Origin of the sequence: Streptomyces sp. SCUT-3, assembly GCF_014083985.1 — a bacterium.
In the GTDB taxonomy this organism is placed as follows: domain Bacteria; phylum Actinomycetota; class Actinomycetes; order Streptomycetales; family Streptomycetaceae; genus Streptomyces_H; species Streptomyces_H thermolineatus.
On the sequence record NZ_CP046907.1, the window covers coordinates 323,266 to 339,302 of the forward strand.

General features: G+C 73.9%; 12 protein-coding genes. 7 read left to right on the plus strand and 5 right to left on the minus strand.

Annotation, left to right across the window (positions count from 1 at the left end):
* The 3 genes from GQS52_RS01530 to GQS52_RS01540 all read left to right on the plus strand — a co-directional run bounded on the left by GQS52_RS01530 (nucleotide 1) and on the right by GQS52_RS01540 (nucleotide 4,239).
* Nucleotides 1-2,607 (plus strand): ATP-dependent Clp protease ATP-binding subunit, encoded by a 2,607-nt coding sequence (locus GQS52_RS01530; protein ID WP_182311306.1) that lies wholly within the window; start codon nucleotides 1-3, stop codon nucleotides 2,605-2,607.
* A gap of 239 nt (nucleotides 2,608-2,846) precedes the next feature.
* Nucleotides 2,847-3,092, plus strand: a complete 246-nt coding sequence (locus GQS52_RS01535) for a WhiB family transcriptional regulator (protein WP_275946448.1) — start codon at nucleotides 2,847-2,849, stop codon at nucleotides 3,090-3,092.
* A 250-nt stretch (nucleotides 3,093-3,342) separates the two neighbouring features.
* A complete protein-coding gene (locus GQS52_RS01540) occupies nucleotides 3,343-4,239 on the plus strand; it encodes a glycoside hydrolase family 19 protein (RefSeq protein WP_220472818.1) in 897 nt (298 codons plus the stop codon).
* A 105-nt stretch (nucleotides 4,240-4,344) separates the two neighbouring features.
* Here the strand turns inward: GQS52_RS01540 and GQS52_RS01545 are convergent, their stop codons facing one another.
* Complete coding sequence (locus GQS52_RS01545; RefSeq protein WP_182311309.1) at nucleotides 4,345-6,039, minus strand: trypsin-like serine protease; 1,695 nt, start codon at nucleotides 6,037-6,039, stop codon at nucleotides 4,345-4,347.
* 194 nt (nucleotides 6,040-6,233) lie between these two features.
* Between GQS52_RS01545 and GQS52_RS01550 the strand changes: the two genes are divergently transcribed.
* Complete coding sequence (locus tag GQS52_RS01550) at nucleotides 6,234-7,046, plus strand: RNA ligase family protein (protein WP_182311310.1); 813 nt, start codon at nucleotides 6,234-6,236, stop codon at nucleotides 7,044-7,046.
* Nucleotides 7,047-7,216: 170 nt separating this feature from the next.
* Nucleotides 7,217-7,606, plus strand: coding sequence for a hypothetical protein (locus tag GQS52_RS01555; RefSeq protein WP_182311311.1), 390 nt, complete (start codon nucleotides 7,217-7,219; stop codon nucleotides 7,604-7,606).
* A 97-nt stretch (nucleotides 7,607-7,703) separates the two neighbouring features.
* Here GQS52_RS01555 and GQS52_RS01560 read toward each other — a convergent pair whose 3' ends face one another.
* A complete protein-coding gene (locus GQS52_RS01560) occupies nucleotides 7,704-7,946 on the minus strand; it encodes an acyl carrier protein (protein ID WP_182311312.1) in 243 nt (80 codons plus the stop codon).
* A 157-nt stretch (nucleotides 7,947-8,103) separates the two neighbouring features.
* On the opposite strand from GQS52_RS01560, the gene GQS52_RS01565 reads away from it, so the two are divergent.
* Entirely contained in the window at nucleotides 8,104-11,043 is a 2,940-nt protein-coding gene (locus GQS52_RS01565; RefSeq protein WP_259370500.1) for a SpoIIE family protein phosphatase, read from the plus strand.
* A gap of 65 nt (nucleotides 11,044-11,108) precedes the next feature.
* Here the strand turns inward: GQS52_RS01565 and GQS52_RS01570 are convergent, their stop codons facing one another.
* Together GQS52_RS01570 and GQS52_RS01575 are read right to left on the minus strand one after the other, a co-directional pair.
* The gene (locus GQS52_RS01570; protein WP_259370501.1) at nucleotides 11,109-13,202 is read right to left on the minus strand and encodes an ABC transporter ATP-binding protein; all 2,094 of its coding nucleotides are present in this window, start codon (nucleotides 13,200-13,202) and stop codon (nucleotides 11,109-11,111) included.
* A gap of 64 nt (nucleotides 13,203-13,266) precedes the next feature.
* Nucleotides 13,267-14,277, minus strand: coding sequence for an amidohydrolase family protein (locus GQS52_RS01575; RefSeq protein ID WP_182316148.1), 1,011 nt, complete (start codon nucleotides 14,275-14,277; stop codon nucleotides 13,267-13,269).
* Nucleotides 14,278-14,405: 128 nt separating this feature from the next.
* Between GQS52_RS01575 and GQS52_RS01580 the strand changes: the two genes are divergently transcribed.
* A complete protein-coding gene (locus tag GQS52_RS01580) occupies nucleotides 14,406-15,122 on the plus strand; it encodes a hypothetical protein (RefSeq protein WP_182311313.1) in 717 nt (238 codons plus the stop codon).
* Here GQS52_RS01580 and GQS52_RS01585 read toward each other — a convergent pair.
* Complete coding sequence (locus GQS52_RS01585) at nucleotides 15,052-16,008, minus strand: ribosome-inactivating family protein (RefSeq protein ID WP_182311314.1); 957 nt, start codon at nucleotides 16,006-16,008, stop codon at nucleotides 15,052-15,054. The two genes, GQS52_RS01580 and GQS52_RS01585, sit on opposite strands and share 71 nt — an antisense overlap.
* Nucleotides 16,009-16,037: the final 29 nt, after the last annotated feature.

The following is a 16,037-nucleotide window of genomic DNA, read 5'->3' on the forward strand; positions in this document are numbered from 1 at the left end:
ATGACCAGCGGTTACAGGGGCCCCGAGGACTACGGTCGGGACCCGCTCGGAGACTTCCTCGCACGCTTCTTCGGCTCCACGCCGTCGGGACAGCGGCCCGGCCCGCGGTACCTCGACTTCAGCCGGCTGATGAGCGCGCCGGCCCGGCAGCTCTTCTCCGACGCGGCCTCGTACGCCGCCCAGCACGGCAGCGCCGACCTCGACACCGAGCACCTGCTGCGGGCCGCGCTCGCCGCCGAGCCGACCCGCTCGATGGTCTCCCGGGCCGGGGCCGACCCCGACACGATCGCCGCCGAGATCGACCGGCAGGCCGGTGAAGGGCCCCCGCGCAGCTCCATCGCCGTGACGCCGGCCGTCAAGCGGGCCCTGCTCGACGCCCACGACATCGCCCGGTCCTCCGGCGCCTCCTACATCGGCCCCGAGCACGTGCTGACGGCGCTCGCGGCCAACCGGGACTCGGCGGCGGGGCAGATCCTCAACGCGGCCCACTTCGGCCCGCGCCCGGCCCCCGCCTCCGGCGGGACCCCGGCCGCCGCGCCGGGCGCCGAGCAGCAGCCCGGCCCGAGCGGCCGCAACACCCCCAACCTGGACAAGTTCGGCCGCGACCTGACCGACCAGGCCCGCCAGGGCCGCATCGACCCGGTGATCGGCCGCGAGGAGCAGATCGAGCAGACGATCGAGGTCCTCGCCCGGCGGGGCAAGAACAACCCGGTGCTCATCGGCGAGGCAGGGGTCGGCAAGACCGCCGTGGTGGAGGGCCTGGCGCAGCGCATCGCCGACGGCGACGTCCCCGACCCGCTGCTGGGCCGGTCCCTGATCCAGCTCGACCTGTCCGGCATGGTCGCCGGCACCCGCTACCGCGGGGACTTCGAGGAGCGGATGACGGGGCTGATGGACGAGATCCGCGCCCACTCCGAGGAGCTGATCGTCTTCATCGACGAGCTGCACACCGTGGTGGGGGCCGGCGGCGGCAGTGAGGGCGGCCCGATGGACGCGAGCAACATGCTCAAGCCGGCCCTGGCCCGCGGCGAGCTGCACGTCATCGGCGCCACCACGCTCGAGGAGCACCGCCGCTACATCGAGAAGGACGCGGCGCTGGCCCGCCGCTTCCAGCCGATCATGGTGCCCGAGCCCACGCCCGGCGACGCCGTGGAGATCCTGCGGGGGCTGCGCGACCGGTACGAGGCGCACCACCAGGTCCGCTACACCGACGAGGCGCTGCTGGCCGCCGTGGAGCTGTCCGACCGCTACCTGACCGACCGCTACCTGCCCGACAAGGCGATCGACCTGATGGACCAGGCCGGCGCCCGGGTCCGGCTGCGCTCGTCGACCAAGGGCACCGACGTGCGCGCCCTGGAGCAGGAGGTCGAGCAGCTGGCCCGGGACAAGGCGCAGGCCGTGGCGGCCGAGGACTACGAGGGCGCCACCCGGCTGCGCGACCGCATCGCCGAGGTGGAGAAGCAGATCGAGGAGGGGAGCCGCAGGCCGCAGGGCGGCGGCGGCCGGGTCGCCGAGGTCACCGTCGAGGACATCGCCGACATCGTCTCCCGGCAGACCGGGATCCCCGTCAGCAGCCTCACCCAGGAGGAGAAGGACCGCCTGCTCGGCCTGGAGGAGCACCTGCACCACCGGGTCGTCGGCCAGGAGGAGGCGGTCACGGCCGTGGCCGACGCGGTGCTGCGGTCGAGGGCCGGCCTGGCCAGCCCCGACCGCCCGATCGGTTCCTTCCTGTTCCTGGGGCCGACCGGCGTCGGCAAGACCGAACTGGCCCGGGCGCTGGCGGAGGCGCTCTTCGGCAGCGAGGACCGCATGGTCCGCCTCGACATGAGCGAGTACCAGGAGCGGCACACCGTCAGCCGGCTGGTCGGCGCTCCCCCCGGGTACGTCGGGCACGAGGAGGCCGGGCAGTTCACCGAGGCGGTGCGCCGCCACCCGTACTCGCTGCTGCTGCTGGACGAGGTGGAGAAGGCGCACCCGGACGTCTTCAACATCCTGCTGCAGGTCCTCGACGACGGGCGGCTGACCGACTCCCAGGGCCGCACCGTCGACTTCACCAACACCGTGATCGTGATGACCAGCAACCTCGGCTCGGAGGCGATCACCGGACGCGCCGGGACGCTCGGGTTCGGCTCGGTCGGCGAGGAGGCCGACGAGGAGGCGCGCCGGGAACGGGTGCTGCGCCCGCTGCGCGAGCACTTCCGCCCGGAGTTCCTCAACCGCATCGACGAGGTCGTGATCTTCCGCCGGCTCACCGACGAGCAGCTGCGGCGGATCACCGACCTGCTGCTGGACGAGACCCGGCGGCGGCTGCACGCCCAGGACGTGGACGTCGTCTTCACCCCGGAGGCCGTCGACTGGATCGCCCACCGCGGCTACCAGCCCGAGTACGGCGCCCGCCCCCTGCGCCGCACCATCCAGCGCGAGGTCGACAACCGGCTCTCCAGGATGCTGCTGGGCGGGGAGCTGAAGCCGCACAGCCGCCTGCGGATCGACACCGAGGACGGACGGCTGGCGTTCCGTCAGGACGCCGGGCCCGTGGGTGGGGACGCGGGAGGGGACGGCGGGGAGGCGGGCGGCGCCGCTCCCGCGAACCCGCGGAGCGGGTGACCCGGTTGCCCTGACGGACGTACCGCCCCGGCCCCACCGGCCGGGGCGGTCTTCTTTACCCACAGCCCAACTCCGCCGTTAGAGAGGACAGTTGACGCTCCGACCGGTAAAGAAGGTGCCTCAAAGCGCACAGGTCACCCGAAAGGCGCATTGTGCCGGGGCGTTCGGGTACGCGACATTCCCAGAAGCCCTCCGGGCCGCGCATCGCCGGTCCGGCACGACCGCGAACGGAGGACCGAGTGATGAACTGGCGCGACCACGCCGCCTGCCGTACCGAGGACCCCGAGCTGTTCTTCCCCGTGGGCAGCTCCGGATCCGCCCTGCTGCAGACCGAGCGGGCCAAGAAGGTCTGCCGGAGCTGTCCGGCCAAGGATCCCTGCCTGGAGTGGGCCATGACGCACAGCCAGGAGTCGGGAGTGTGGGGCGGCACCGACGAGGACGAGCGGCGCGCGCTCAAGCGACGAGCCGCGCGCCGCAGTTCGTAGCCCGGGCGCCGCATCGGTCGGCCGTCGGGAACTTCCGTCCGCCGTCGGCCGTGACGGGGGCCCGTCGGCGGCACCGCGGCCACCGATGTCCCGGATCCGGCCGCAACCCCGGCCCCGGCCCGGACACTCCTTGAACACGGTTCCTGACTCCGGGTCGGGCTCCGACCCTTGACTGGTACATACCAATCCGGTTGAGTGCCCCGTGCGACCCCCACCGCACGAAGGAGCTGATCGGATGTCAGGGAAGCGCATGGCGGCCTCTGCCGCCGCCGTGACCGCCGCCGTGGCCGTGGCGAGTGCACTGACGGTCTTCCTGCCCCTGCCCTCCGCCGCCGCGGCGGACTGCGCGGCGGCGTGGAGTTCCGCCACCGCCTACCAGGGCGGCGCGACCGTCTCGCACGGCGGCCGCAACTGGTCGGCGAAGTGGTGGACGCAGAACGAGACGCCCGGCGGGTCCTCCGGCGTGTGGGCGGACCGGGGAGCCTGCGGGACCACGTCCCCCGACCCCGACCCCGACCCCGATCCCTCGGGGTTCGTCGTCAGCGAGGCGCAGTTCGAGCAGATGTTCCCGAACCGGAGCGCCTTCTACACCTACAGCGGCCTGACCGCGGCGCTGAACGCGTACCCCGGCTTCACGAACACCGGCAGCGACACCGTCAGGAAGCAGGAGGCCGCGGCCTTCCTCGCCAACGTCAACCACGAGACGGGCGGGCTGGTCCACGTCGTCGAGCAGAACCGGGACAACTACCCGCACTACTGCGACAACAGCCTGCCCTACGGCTGCCCCGCCGGGCAGGCCGCCTACTACGGCCGCGGACCGATCCAGCTGAGCTGGAACTTCAACTACAAGGCGGCGGGTGACGCGCTCGGCCTCGACCTGCTGCGCGACCCGTACCTGGTGGAACGGGACTCGGCCGTGGCCTGGAAGACCGCCCTGTGGTACTGGAACACCCAGCGCGGCCCGGGCCGGATGACCCCGCACGACGCCATGGTCGGCGGCCACGGGTTCGGGGAGACGATACGCAGCATCAACGGCGCCCTGGAGTGCGACGGGAGGAATCCGGCCCAGGTGCAGAGCCGGATCGACTCCTACCAGCGGTTCACGCAGATCCTGGGCACCACTCCGGGCGGCAACCTCAGCTGCTGAGGGGCCGTTGCGGAAAAGGACCGTTGCCCGGACCCGCCCGGCCGGGGCCGGAGAACACCGCGGCTCCCGCCCTCCGCTCGGGGAGGGCGGGAGCCGCGGTGCCGCTCAGGCGAAGATGTTGTACTGGTTCCAGCCGGTGCCGATCTTCACCCGGTCGGCGAAGATCCCGCTGGAGGCCTTGCCCGTCCCCGGGTACAGGTAGAGCGTGCCGCCGGAGGTGCGGGCCACGAAGTCGGCCCGGCCGTCGCCGGTGACGTCGCCGGGGGCGGCGAAGGCGTTGTAGGAGTCCCAGTCGCGGACCTGGATGCCGCGCTCGAACGGGGCGGACGCCTTCCCGGTGCCCTTGAGCAGGTAGACCGCTCCCCCGCTGCCGCGGGCGATCAGGTCGGGCCTGCCGTCGCCGGTGAAGTCGCCCTTGCCGCGCAGGGAGTTGAAGGTCCCGTAGCCGGTCCCGGCGGTGATGCGGGTGCCGTAGGTGCCGTTGCCCCTGCCCGGGTAGACGTAGAGCGTGCCGCCGGAGGTGACGGACAGCAGGTCGGGCAGCTGGTCGCCGGTGACGTCGCCGGGGGTGATGATCCGCTTGCGCGTCGACCAGTCACTGGCGATCTTGGTGTTGGTGTAGGTGGAGCTGGTGGCCGTGCGGTGCCGCCAGTAGACGGCCCCGGTGGACCTGCTGCGCAGGATGAAGTCCTGGTGGCCGTCGCGGTCCATGTCGGCCTGGAGCACCATGTTGTAGGCGCCGAAGTCGCCCACGTAGGTGCGGGTGGAGGAGAAGCCGCTGCCGGTGGAGTTGTACCGGTAGGCCTTGCCGCCGGTGGCGGCGCGGACCAGCAGGTCGGCCTTGCCGTTGCGGGTCAGGTCGGTGTCGTCCACCCGCGGCTTCACCTTGGACGCGTAGCTGGACACCTTGGTGAACACGTCGTAGGAACCGGAGACGTTGCACGAGGTGGTCTGGGTGCCGACGCCCCAGGAGACGACGCCGACGACGCGCCCGCCGGCCACCAGCGGGCCGCCGGAGTCGCCGGGGCAGGTGCTGATGCCGGTCGCGTCGCTGCCGGTGCCCGGCTCGCCCGCGCACAGCATGGCGCCGGGCCGGAAGGTGCCCTCGCCCAGGATGCCGTCCAGGGCGGTGGCGCACTCGGCGTCGGCGTTGATCGGCATCGACGCCTTGAGCAGCGTCGGGGACAGCTTCCCGGTCTCACTGTCGGCGCTGGTCATGCCCCACCCGTAGGTGGTGGCGGCGGTGCCGGGCGTGTACAGGGCCGCGTCCGCGCTGTCGGCCACGGGCAGCGTGGCGTAGGGCAGCGGCTTGGCCAGCGTCAGCACGGCGATGTCGTTGACGATCGTCGCGTCGTCGTATCCGGAGCGCACCCAGCTGCGGGTGACGTCGACGGCCGTCCCGGCGCTGTTGTCCGCGCCGCCGAGGAGCTTGCCGGTTCCGCCGAGCACCAGGCCGTAACGGCCCCAGTCCTGCCGGTTGCCGTTGCCGTCGTGCAGGCAGTGGGCGGCGGTGAGCACCTTGTTGGGCGCCACGAGCGTGCCGCCGCAGGTGAAGTAGTACTGCCCGTCGCGGTTCCAGTCGAACAGCAGCTGGACCATCCACGGCGCGCTGCTGAAGGAGGCGGAGGTGCCGCCGACGATCTGCGGAGTGACCTCCGCGGTCTCCTGCGGGTCCGCGACCGTGAACCCCTCGGGCACCTTGAAGGCGGGCTCGGTCTCGGACGCCTGCGAGGCCGCGGCGAACACGCCGCCGCCGACGAGTGCCAGCACGAGGCCGGCGGCCGGTATGAACCGGCGCACTGATCTCACTCGGGTCCCCCCTGGAGAAGAAATGTGAGCGGTGATCGTAGCCGGTGGGCGGAGGGCGGGATGCAGCCGGGGGGACGGAAGGTGTCCGCGGGGTGCACGGCGGCGGGCCGGGGCCGGGCGGGGAGCGGGCGGCATTTTCTGTTTTGCCAATTGACAACACGTCATCCTCCTCCTAGGTTCCTGCCGTGTCCGAGACAAGAGGGCGGGGACGCCCCCGCAAGGACCCCGAGAAGCTGGCCCGCTGGACGCCGCCGGAGGGCTGGTCCCGGCTGGTGGCGTGGGTCTCCCCCGAGGAGAAGAAGGCCCTCAAGCACGTCGCGGTCGAGGCGGAGGTGTCGGTCGCCGATCTGGTGCGTTCCCTGGCGGGCGGGCTGGCGGCCGGGGTGATCGACGTGGAAGAGCTCGTACGACAGGTCCGGAAGGGCAGGCAGGTCATGGAGAAGATCCCCACGCTGTTCGAACGGGACAGCCGCTTCCGGGTCGTCGACCGGCCCCGCGCCGAATGCGCGTGGGTCTTCGAGGGCGAAGGTACCCCGACCGAGAAGCTCGACGGCACGAACGTCCGGATCACCGTCCGCTCCGGCCTGCTCGTACGGGTGGAGAAGCGCCGCAACCCCAGCAAGTCGCAGAAGCTGCAGGGCATCGTCGACGGCTGGTACGTCGACACGGACGAGCAGGCGGCCGAGGACAAGTGGATCCTCGCCGCCGCCCGCAACACCGACGTCTCCGGGTGGCCGGACGGCGAGCACCCCTGCGAGGCGCTCGGCCCGCGGATCCAGGGCAACCCGCTGGCGCTGGACGACCACCTGTGCGTGCCGTTCAACCTCGAGGTCCCGGCCTACCGGGACGTGCCGCGCAGCTACACGGGGCTGAGGGACTTCCTCGCCGAACTCGAGAGCCGGTACGCCCCGGGGCACCTGGCCGAAGGGATCGTCTTCCACCATCCCGACGGGCGCCGCGCCAAGATCAAGCGCAAGGACTTCCCGCGGACCGCCTGACGCCCACCGCGCCCCGCCGCCCACCCCCCGGCGGAGCGACCGGGCCCGGAGGTCGTGGCGCCGAACCGGTTTCGAAGAGCCCCGGGCGGTCATCCGGTGGGAAGCAGGAGAAACCGGGCGGTGGGCACCGGTGCCCACCGCCCCCCCGGCGAGCGCAAGGAGCACCGGCGATGACCACCCAGCAGAGTTCGGCCCATGTCGGCGTCCACCTCGTCGGCTGCACGCAGCAGGACGCGGACGCCGTGTTCGACACCCTGGAGGCGGCCTTCCCCCTCCCCCTCGACCCGCACACGCACGGCACTCCCGTCGCGCGCCCCGACCCCGAGCGCCCGACGGTGTGGTCGATGTCGTTCGACGTGCGGTTTCCCGGCAGGGCCGCGACTCCCCCCGAGCGGCTGGACTGCCCCGTCGTCGTCGACCTGTTCGGCAGCAAGCCGCCCGTCGACCGGGTGCGCGAGGCGCTGGCGCGGGTGTTCTCCGTGGAGGACCTGGGATCGGTCCCGGGCGACCAGGAGATGGAGGCCCGGTTGCGCCTGTCCCCGCTCGGCCGGGAGCAGTAGGGGCGCACCCGGCCTTCCCGGAGCCTTGCCCGGGGCGGCGCAGGGGCGGAGGCCGGCACCGGTGACCGGTGCCGGCCTCCGCCCCTGCCCGTCCCGGTCAGTCCGCGGCCGGGCCGGCGTCCCCGCTGTGGGAGAGCTCGACCAGGAAGCGGTGGCACTGGGCCGCCCGCCGGGAGTCCTCCTCCATCACGCTGCGGAAGAACTCCGCGATCTCCTGCTTGCCCGCGTTCTCCGCGTCGCGCACGTACTGGCCGTAGTCGTGCCCCGCCTTCAGCGCGTGGTACTGCACGGACACCAGGTCGTAGGCGACGTCGCTGAATCCGGTCTCACCCGTGGCCATGGCTCTCACCCCTTTGCCGTACCGGTCTTCCCGGTCCCGTCCGGCTTCTGCCGCGCCCCGCCGACCGCAGGGCTCCCGGCGCTCTTGCCCAGTGGCCGACATTTCATGACGACAGGGGTGATTCACCCGTTCGTGCGCGGGAAGGAGTCCGGACGCGATGAGGCACCAGAGGCAGACGGGCCCCCTGCGGGGCCGGCTCCCGGTAACGGCCAGGGCTCGCGAGCGGTTCTTCCGCCACGGCGAGTCCCCGGCCGGCGGCGAGGTGCGCGAGGAGATCCTCGCCTCGTGGCGGCGTTCCCGGCTGCTCGGGATCGACCAGGACGCCCCGGTCATCCCCACCGAGTCCGACCTCGACCCCGACACCCGTCTGATCCGGGCCTCAAGGCCCGCCCTGGAGTGGCTGTACGGGCATTTCCGCGGGGCCCCGGTCACCGTGGTGCTCGCCGACTCCCGGGCGAGGATCGTGTACCGGGTGGGCGCTCCGGGGGCGCTGGAGCTGATGGACGCCGCGGGGCTGGTGCTCGGCGCGAGCAGCGACGAGCAGTTCATGGGCACCAGCAGCGTCAGCATGGTGCTGAGCACCCAGGAGCCGTTCACCGTCGTCGGCGAGGAGCACTTCGTCCACGGCCTGCAGGTCCTGACCTGCATGGCCTCACCGGTCCGCAACCCGATCGGCGGAGGGCTGGAGGGAGCGGTCAACCTCTCCGTCCCGTCCCGTCTCGCCGACCACCGGATGGCGCTCGCCCTCCACGAGGCCACCGGGCGCATCGAACGCCGACTGCTGGAGCTGAGCACGCAGCGCGAACGCGCCCTGGTCGAGGATTTCCTGCGCTCACGGACGCGGAGCGGCCACACCGTGCTGGACCTGGGCACGGGCCGGCTGCTGCCCGGTGCGGCCGGGGAGCGCCCCGTCAGCGCGGCCGAGCACTCCCTGCTGCTGGAGAAGGCGGCCGAACTGCTCTCCGCCGGGCGGACCGCCCTGCTCGACGTGCCTCTGCCCGGCGGCCGGACGGCCGTGCTCCGCCGCCGCCCGCTGCGGCACGGCGAGGTCGAGGGCGCCACCGTCGAGGTCGGCTTCCGGGACCGGGGCGGCCCGCGCTCCGTGCCCCTGGCCTCCCCGCCCGGGGGCGGCCCGCAGGTGCCCCTGCTGACTCCGGCCGGCGTCCCGGCGGCAGCGGTGGGGGCAGGGCCGGAGGAGGAGGCCGCCGCGGGGACGGACGCGCGCACCGGTGCCCCGGCCGCGGAGAGCGGGGCGGACCGGGCGGACAGGGCGGAGAACGGGGCGGACAGGTGGCTGCTCATCGTCGGGGAGTCCCGCGCGGGCAGGCTCGCCCTGGAGGCACGCAGGCGGCTGTCCCTGCTCAACGAGGCCGGGCTGCGCATCGGCACCACCCTGGACGTGCGGCGCACCGCGGAGGAACTGACCGAGGTCGCCGTCCCGCGGTTCGCGGACGTCGCCGTGGTCGACCTGATGCAGGGGGTGGAGCAGGGGGAGGAGCCCCCGCCCGGGGGGACCGCCGTCCGGGGGGCGGTGCGGCGCAGCGCGGCCGGCGCCGAGGGGGCCCCGGAGGCCGCGGCGGCCTGCGGCGTCGGGCAGGTCTTCCGCCTCCCCTCCGGCAGCCCGCAGGCCCGGTGCCTGGCCGCCGGGCAGCCCGTCCCGGACTCCGCGCTGCACATCCCCGGCACGACCCCGAACCCGCTCGGGCGGCCCGTCGCGCTCCTCGGCGAGGGCCTCCACTCCTGTCTGGCCGTGCCGCTGCGGGCACGCGGCACGGTGCTGGGCGTGGCGGTCTTCTACCGGCGGGGCAAGGACCGGCCGTTCGAGGAGGACGACCTCGCCCTGGGCGGCGAGCTGGGCGCCCGCGCGGCGGTGGCGGTCGACAGTGCCCGCCGGTTCACCCACGAGCGGGAGACCGCCCTCGCCCTCCAGCGCAGCCTGCTGCCGACCTGCCTGCCCCGGCTGAGCGGGGTGGAGGTGGCGAGCCGCTACCTGCCGGCCCGCGGGGCCTGCGGCGTCGGCGGCGACTGGTTCGACGTGATCCCGCTGCCGGGGACGCGGGTCGCCCTGGTGGTCGGGGACGTGGCGGGCCACGGCGTGCACGCGACCGCCACCATGGGGCGGCTGCGCACCGCCGTGCACACCCTGGCCGACCTCGACCTGCCTCCCGAGGAGGTACTGGCCCACCTGGACAGCCTGGTCAGCCGCCGGCCCGCCGGCGACGACGGGGAGGACGCGGCCGTCGGGGCCACCTGCCTGTACCTCGTCCACGACCCGGTGTCGCGGCGCTGCACCGCGGCCCGCGCCGGGCACCCGCCGCCCGCCGTGATCCCTCCCGGCGGCGGGCGCCCGTACCTGCTGGACGTGCCCGCCGGGCCGCCGCTGGGCCTGGGCGGGCTGATGCCCTACGAGGCGTTCGAGGCCGAACTCCCCGGCGGCAGCCTGCTGGCCCTGTACACCAACGGCCTCACCCGGGCCAGGGACCGGTACGCGGTGGACCGGGAGGAGCGGCTGCTGGACGCCCTCGGGCGGCCCGCCCCCTCCCTGGACGCCCTGTGCGACAGCACGATCGGCGAGCTGCTGCCCGAGGAGGCGCGCGAGGAGCAGCGCGACGACATCGCGCTGCTCGTGGCCCGCCCCCGCGCCCTGGCCGACGAGAAGGTGGCGGCGTGGGAACTCCCCTCGGACCCGGCCGTGGTCCGCACGTCCCGCGCCCTGGTCGCCCGGCAGCTGCGGGACTGGGACCTGCCGTACCTGGAGGACAGCACCGAGCTCGTGGTCAGCGAGCTGGTCACCAACGCCGTGCGCTACGGCGGGGACGGGCCGGTCCGGCTGCGCCTGCTGCGCGACACGACGCTGATCTGCGAGGTCTCCGACACCAGCAGCAGCTCGCCGCGGATACGCCGCGCGGGCACCACCGAGGAGGGCGGCAGGGGCCTGTTCCTGGTGGCCCGGTTCTCCCAGGACTGGGGCGCCCGCTACACGCCCGGGGGCAAGACCGTGTGGGCCGAGCAGTCCCTGTCCGCCTCCCGGGGGCCCGGCACCCTCGACGAGGACTCCCTGCTGGACCTGTTCGACACCGACGCCCCGGCCGCCTGACACCGGGGGCCCGACGCCGGGCCGCCCGGCACCGGGGACCCGGACGGCCCGGACGGCCCGGACGGCTACGGCGCCGGGGCGCCGACTCCCCCGCCGGCCCCGGGCTGGGGGCCGTCGCCCGCAACCGGGACCGGAGTCTCCGGGGAGGCCGCGGGAGACGGGACCGCCGGGGTCTCGGCGCCCCTGTCCGCGGCCCCGGTTCCCGGTCCGGCGTGCGTTCCCGGTTCGGCGTACTGGTCCGCCTGCATGCGGAACAGCTCCCGGTACAGGCCGCCCGGGAGCGCCATCAGCTCCCGGTGGGTGCCCTGTTCGACCAGGCGGCCCCGGCGCAGGACGCAGATGGTGTCCGCGTGCTGGACGGAGGCGAGCCGGTGGGTGACCAGGACCACGGTCCTCCCGGTGCCGGCCAGCCCCCGGATCCGGTCGAAGGTCTCGATCTCCGCGCGGGGGTCCAGTGCGCTGGTGGGCTCGTCGCAGATCAGGACGGGGGCGGAGCGGTAGTGGGCGCGGGCGATGCCGAACCGCTGCCACTGCCCGCCGGAGAGTTCGTGGCCGCCGCGGAACTGCCGGGCCAGGAGGGTGCGCCAGCCCTTGGGGAGGGTGGGCAGGACCTCGTCCACGCCGGAGTAGGCGGCGGACTCCTCCAGGCGTTCGCGGTCGCCGGGGCGGGAGGGCAGGCCGATGACGACGTTGGACTCGGCGGTGAAGGGCCAGCGCTGGAAGTCCTGGGTGACCAGGGCGACGCGGGAGAACAGGTCGTCGCGGTCGGCCTCGGCCGCGTCCACCCCGTCCCACAGGACGCGGCCGGAGTCGGGGCGGTAGAGCCCGGCGAGGAGCTTGGCCAGGGTGGACTTGCCGGAGCCGTTCTCCCCGACCAGCGCGACCACCTTCCCCGTCTCGACGGTCAGGTCGACCTCCCGCAGCGCGGGGCGGTCGCTGCCGGGATAGGTGAAGGTGACGTTCTCGAAGCGGACGTGCCGGGGACGCTCGGGCAGGGGGTGCCCGCCCTCGGGGATCGTCCGCCGGCCGGCCTCGGCGATCAGCCGGTCCAGGTCGCCCACGAACAGGCTCTCCTCGTACAGGCGGTTGACGTGCTGGACCAGCGCGGCCAGGCTCGACGAGCCGGTCCTGATCGCCAGTACGGCGGTGCCGGCCACGGAGATCTCCATGGCCCCGGCCAGCAGGAGCGCGGCCAGGGCGCCGTAGGTGGCCAGGGACGCCGCGCCGGCCATCGCGGCCGCGGCCAGCTCGGTGGCCGCCCGGTGCCGGGCCAGGCGGGTCTGCTCGGTCTCCGCGGTCTCCGACATCGTGCGGTAGTGGCCGAGCAGGAACCGCCCCACCGCGTGCACCCGCACCTCCTGGGCCGCGGTCCGCTCGGTCAGCAGGTGCCCCAGGAGGCGGGCGGCGCGGGTGTGCTCCATCCACGTGTGGGTGCTGACGTACCGCTGCCGGGCCACCCGCAGCGCGCCCCAGGTGCGCGGCAGGGCGATCAGGACCAGCAGGGGCAGCAGCACCGGGTGCAGCACGCCCAGCACTCCGGCGGCGGCGACGAAGGCGATCAGGCCGTTGAGGGTGGAGACGCAGTGGCCCACCATGTACCGGCAGGACGCGGCCCCGAACTGGGCGCCGTCCAGGAGGCGGTGGAACTCGGCGTCCTCCACGGCGCCCAGTTCCACCCGGGTGGCGCACTCGAGGTACTGCTCGGTGGCCAGCCGTTCCACCTTCGGCTCGACCCGGCCCGTGCCGGCCACCGACGCGCAGGCCAGCAGCGTGGTGGCCACCGACGCGGCGGTGGCCAGGACCAGTGCGGGCAGTGCGGTGTGCAGCCGTTCGGCGATCGGGCCCGCGGCGAACAGCGCCCGCAGCACCTCGTTGGCGGCCAGCAGTCCGACGGCCTGCGTGACCCCGCGGCCCAGCTCGGCCGCGCCGACGAGCAGCAGGGCGTTGCGGTCGGCCCGCCAGGCCAGGCGCACCGCGCCGCGCACCATCGCGGGCAGCCGGCGGGCCACCGTCACCAGGCCCAGTCGGAGGAAGGCCTGTTCGTGCCGGGCCCACCGGGTGTCGTAGCGCAGCGGGCCGCCGAACAGCGCCTCCTCGCTCGTGCTGGTCGTGCGCTCCGTCGCCGGGCGCCGTTCCCGTCGTCTTCCCGTCCGTCCCACGGTCGTTCCCCCTTGTGGTGTCGAGCGGCAGCGTCGACGGGACAACGAGCCGCCCGCCGGATCGTCACCCTCCCGGGGGACGGCGCGGAGCGGGGGCCGGGGGTTTCGCGGCCGCGGTCCCCGCGGGGGCGGGGCCGTCCCCGGCCGGGCCCGCGGCAAGGAGCCGGGCCGCGTTGTCGTGGCAGACCGCCCGCAGCCAGTCGTCGCCGAGGCCGAGGCGGGCGAGGGAGTCCAGGGCGTGGGCGTAGGGGTAGGGGATGTTGGGGAAGTCGGTGCCGAGCAGGATGCGGTCCCCAAGGTCCGCCAGGCGGTGCAGGGCGTCCCGGGGGAAGGGGGCGGCCGCCTCGGTGAAGTCGGTGAAGGCCATCGTGGTGTCCAGGTGGACGCCGGGGTGGCGGTCGGCCAGGTCGAGGAAGTCGGTGTACTCGGGCATCCCCATGTGGGCGACGACCAGGCGCAGCCGGGGGTGGCGGGCCGTCAGCCGGCGCACGGGGCCTGGCCCGGTGTGCCGCCCCGGCACGGGGCCGGAGCCGCAGTGGGTGACGACCGGCACGCCGGCCTCGGCCAGCAGGCCCCAGACGGGGTCGAGGAGCGCGTCGTTGGGGTCGTAGCCGCCGACCTGGAGGTGGGCCTTGAAGACGCGCGCCCCGTCGTCGAGGGCCGTCCGCACGTACCCGGCGGCGCCCTCCTCGGGGAAGAAGGTGGCGGTGTGCAGGCAGTCGGGCGTGCGGGCGGCGAAGTCCGCGGCCCAGGAGTTCAGCCAGGCTGCCATGGCCGGCTTGTGGGGGTAGAGCATGGAGGTGAAGACCCGGACGCCGAAGCCGCGCAGGATCTCGACCCGCTCCTCCTCCGCGGCCCGGTAGGTGATGGGCCAGGTGCGCCCGACGAGGGGGCCCGCGGCGTCGAAGTAGTCCCAGACCTTGGCCAGGACCCGTTCCGGCATGAAGTGGGTGTGCACGTCGATCAGGCCGGGCAGTCCCAGCCGCCGCCAGAACGCCCGCACCTCCTCCGTGCCGCCGTCCGCCGCCGTGCCGCAGCCCGCCACCGTGCCGCCCGCCCCGTCCGCCGCTGTCATCGCGTCCACCTCCGTGACGGCGATCCTCTCAGAGGGCGTCCGGCAGGGGGATCCCGGCCGCACCGTCTGGGCAGGGACGGGCGGGACGCTCTAGAGTTCGCCGGTGCCGGACGGCGGAGGGGGACGACGTGGGCGACGTGCCGTTGATCGAGTTGAGGATTCCGCGGGGAGCACTGCCCCGGCGGATGCTGATGGCGTTCCTCGGGATCTGCGGGGGGTGCGGGGCTCTCGCACTGCTGCTGAAGGCGTCGGGCCTGCCCGGCGGTAGAACCGCGGGCGCGCTCGCCCTGGCCTTCCTGCTCGCCTCCGTGGGGGCCGCGGCCGCGATGCGGGGCGACGACCCCGCGTTCACCGCGGACGGCGTCCGCCTGAAGGCCTTCGCCTGGGACCGGGGTCAGGTCCTCGTGCCGTGGTCGGAGATCGACCGCGTGTGGATCGGCCGGTTCAGGGGCTACGACTACCTGTACGTGCTGCCGCGGGACCCGGAGCGCCACGTGCGCGCGGGCGGCCTCCTCCGCGCCCGCATCATGGCCCGCGTCGCGGCCGACCGGGGCAGCGCCCTGCAGATCCACCTCCCGGCGGACGGCCTTCCTCCGGACCGTGTCCGTACCGCGGTCGAGGAGTTCAGCGGGGGGACCGTGCGCCTCGGCCCGGCCCCTCGCACCGCCCGGGCGGGGTCTCCGAACCAGCCCGGGCGGCGGACCACGGTGTCGTGGTCCGCCGCCGTGGACCGTTCGACGCCGCGGCGGGTTCTCCGCAGCGGTCGTGCCGGGGTCAGCGGCTGCCGTGGAGCGCGAGGAAGGGGGCGATCCGCGGGCGGCCGATTCCGTGACGGATCTGCGTGATGTTGGTGTACGTCCGCCTGTCGACCGTCACGGGAGCGGAGCTTCCGCCGTTCACGGTCCGGTGGGCGAGGCGGGACAGGTCGTCCCACGCGGTCTGCAGTTCGACTCCGAAGTTGCCCAGGTAGTCCGGGTTGTTCGGGTCGGTCGTGTCGTGTCCCACGTTGATGGAAGCGGCGATGCGGTGTTCGATCCAGCCGAAACGGGCGGCTTCGGCGGTGGCACCGATGAAGTAGGCCAGGGTGCTGCGGTAGTGGTACCGGTTCTCGTAGGAGAAGTGGCTCAGGGAGTCCATGCTCATCTGCATGGTCAGGGCGTTGTAGTGGAAGGCGCCGCGAACCTCGTTGGGGTCCAGGGTGCCGTAGTTCCCCCGGTAGATGCTCGTGAAGAGCGGCGGGTTCGTGTGTCCGTAGTGGTTCTGGATCTCGCGCGCCAGCGGGAGGTCGGCGTCCGAGAACCTCCAGTTGTGACCGCGGTTGGTGAAGCCGAGGAGGTACAGGTTGTCCACGCTGAAGTACAGCCTCACGTGGGACTGGGCGGGGCTGCCGTACTCGTTGGTCCAGACGCGGACTTCGATGACGCGGTTCGTGTTCGTCCGCGTCGGGGTGTCGAGCATGTCGCCGCCGCCGGCCCCGGCCATCTGGTGGCCCGAGGCGGCACGGAGCTGCGCGATCATGTCCCGGTACCGGACCGCACGGTCCGCGCCCGCGCTGCCGCCGTCACCGGCGTCGTAGCCCTCCATGTGCCAGTCGATGACGGTGTACCGCCGACTGGTCTCGGCATGGGCCGGCACGGTGCCGACGGACACCAGGGCGCAGGTGGCGAGGAGGGCCAGTAACAGAGCGCCCAGGCGTCTGCCCGCGCGGCGTACGACGGAGATCGGATTCATCTGTGGCTTCCCTGAGGTGGTCGGCGCGG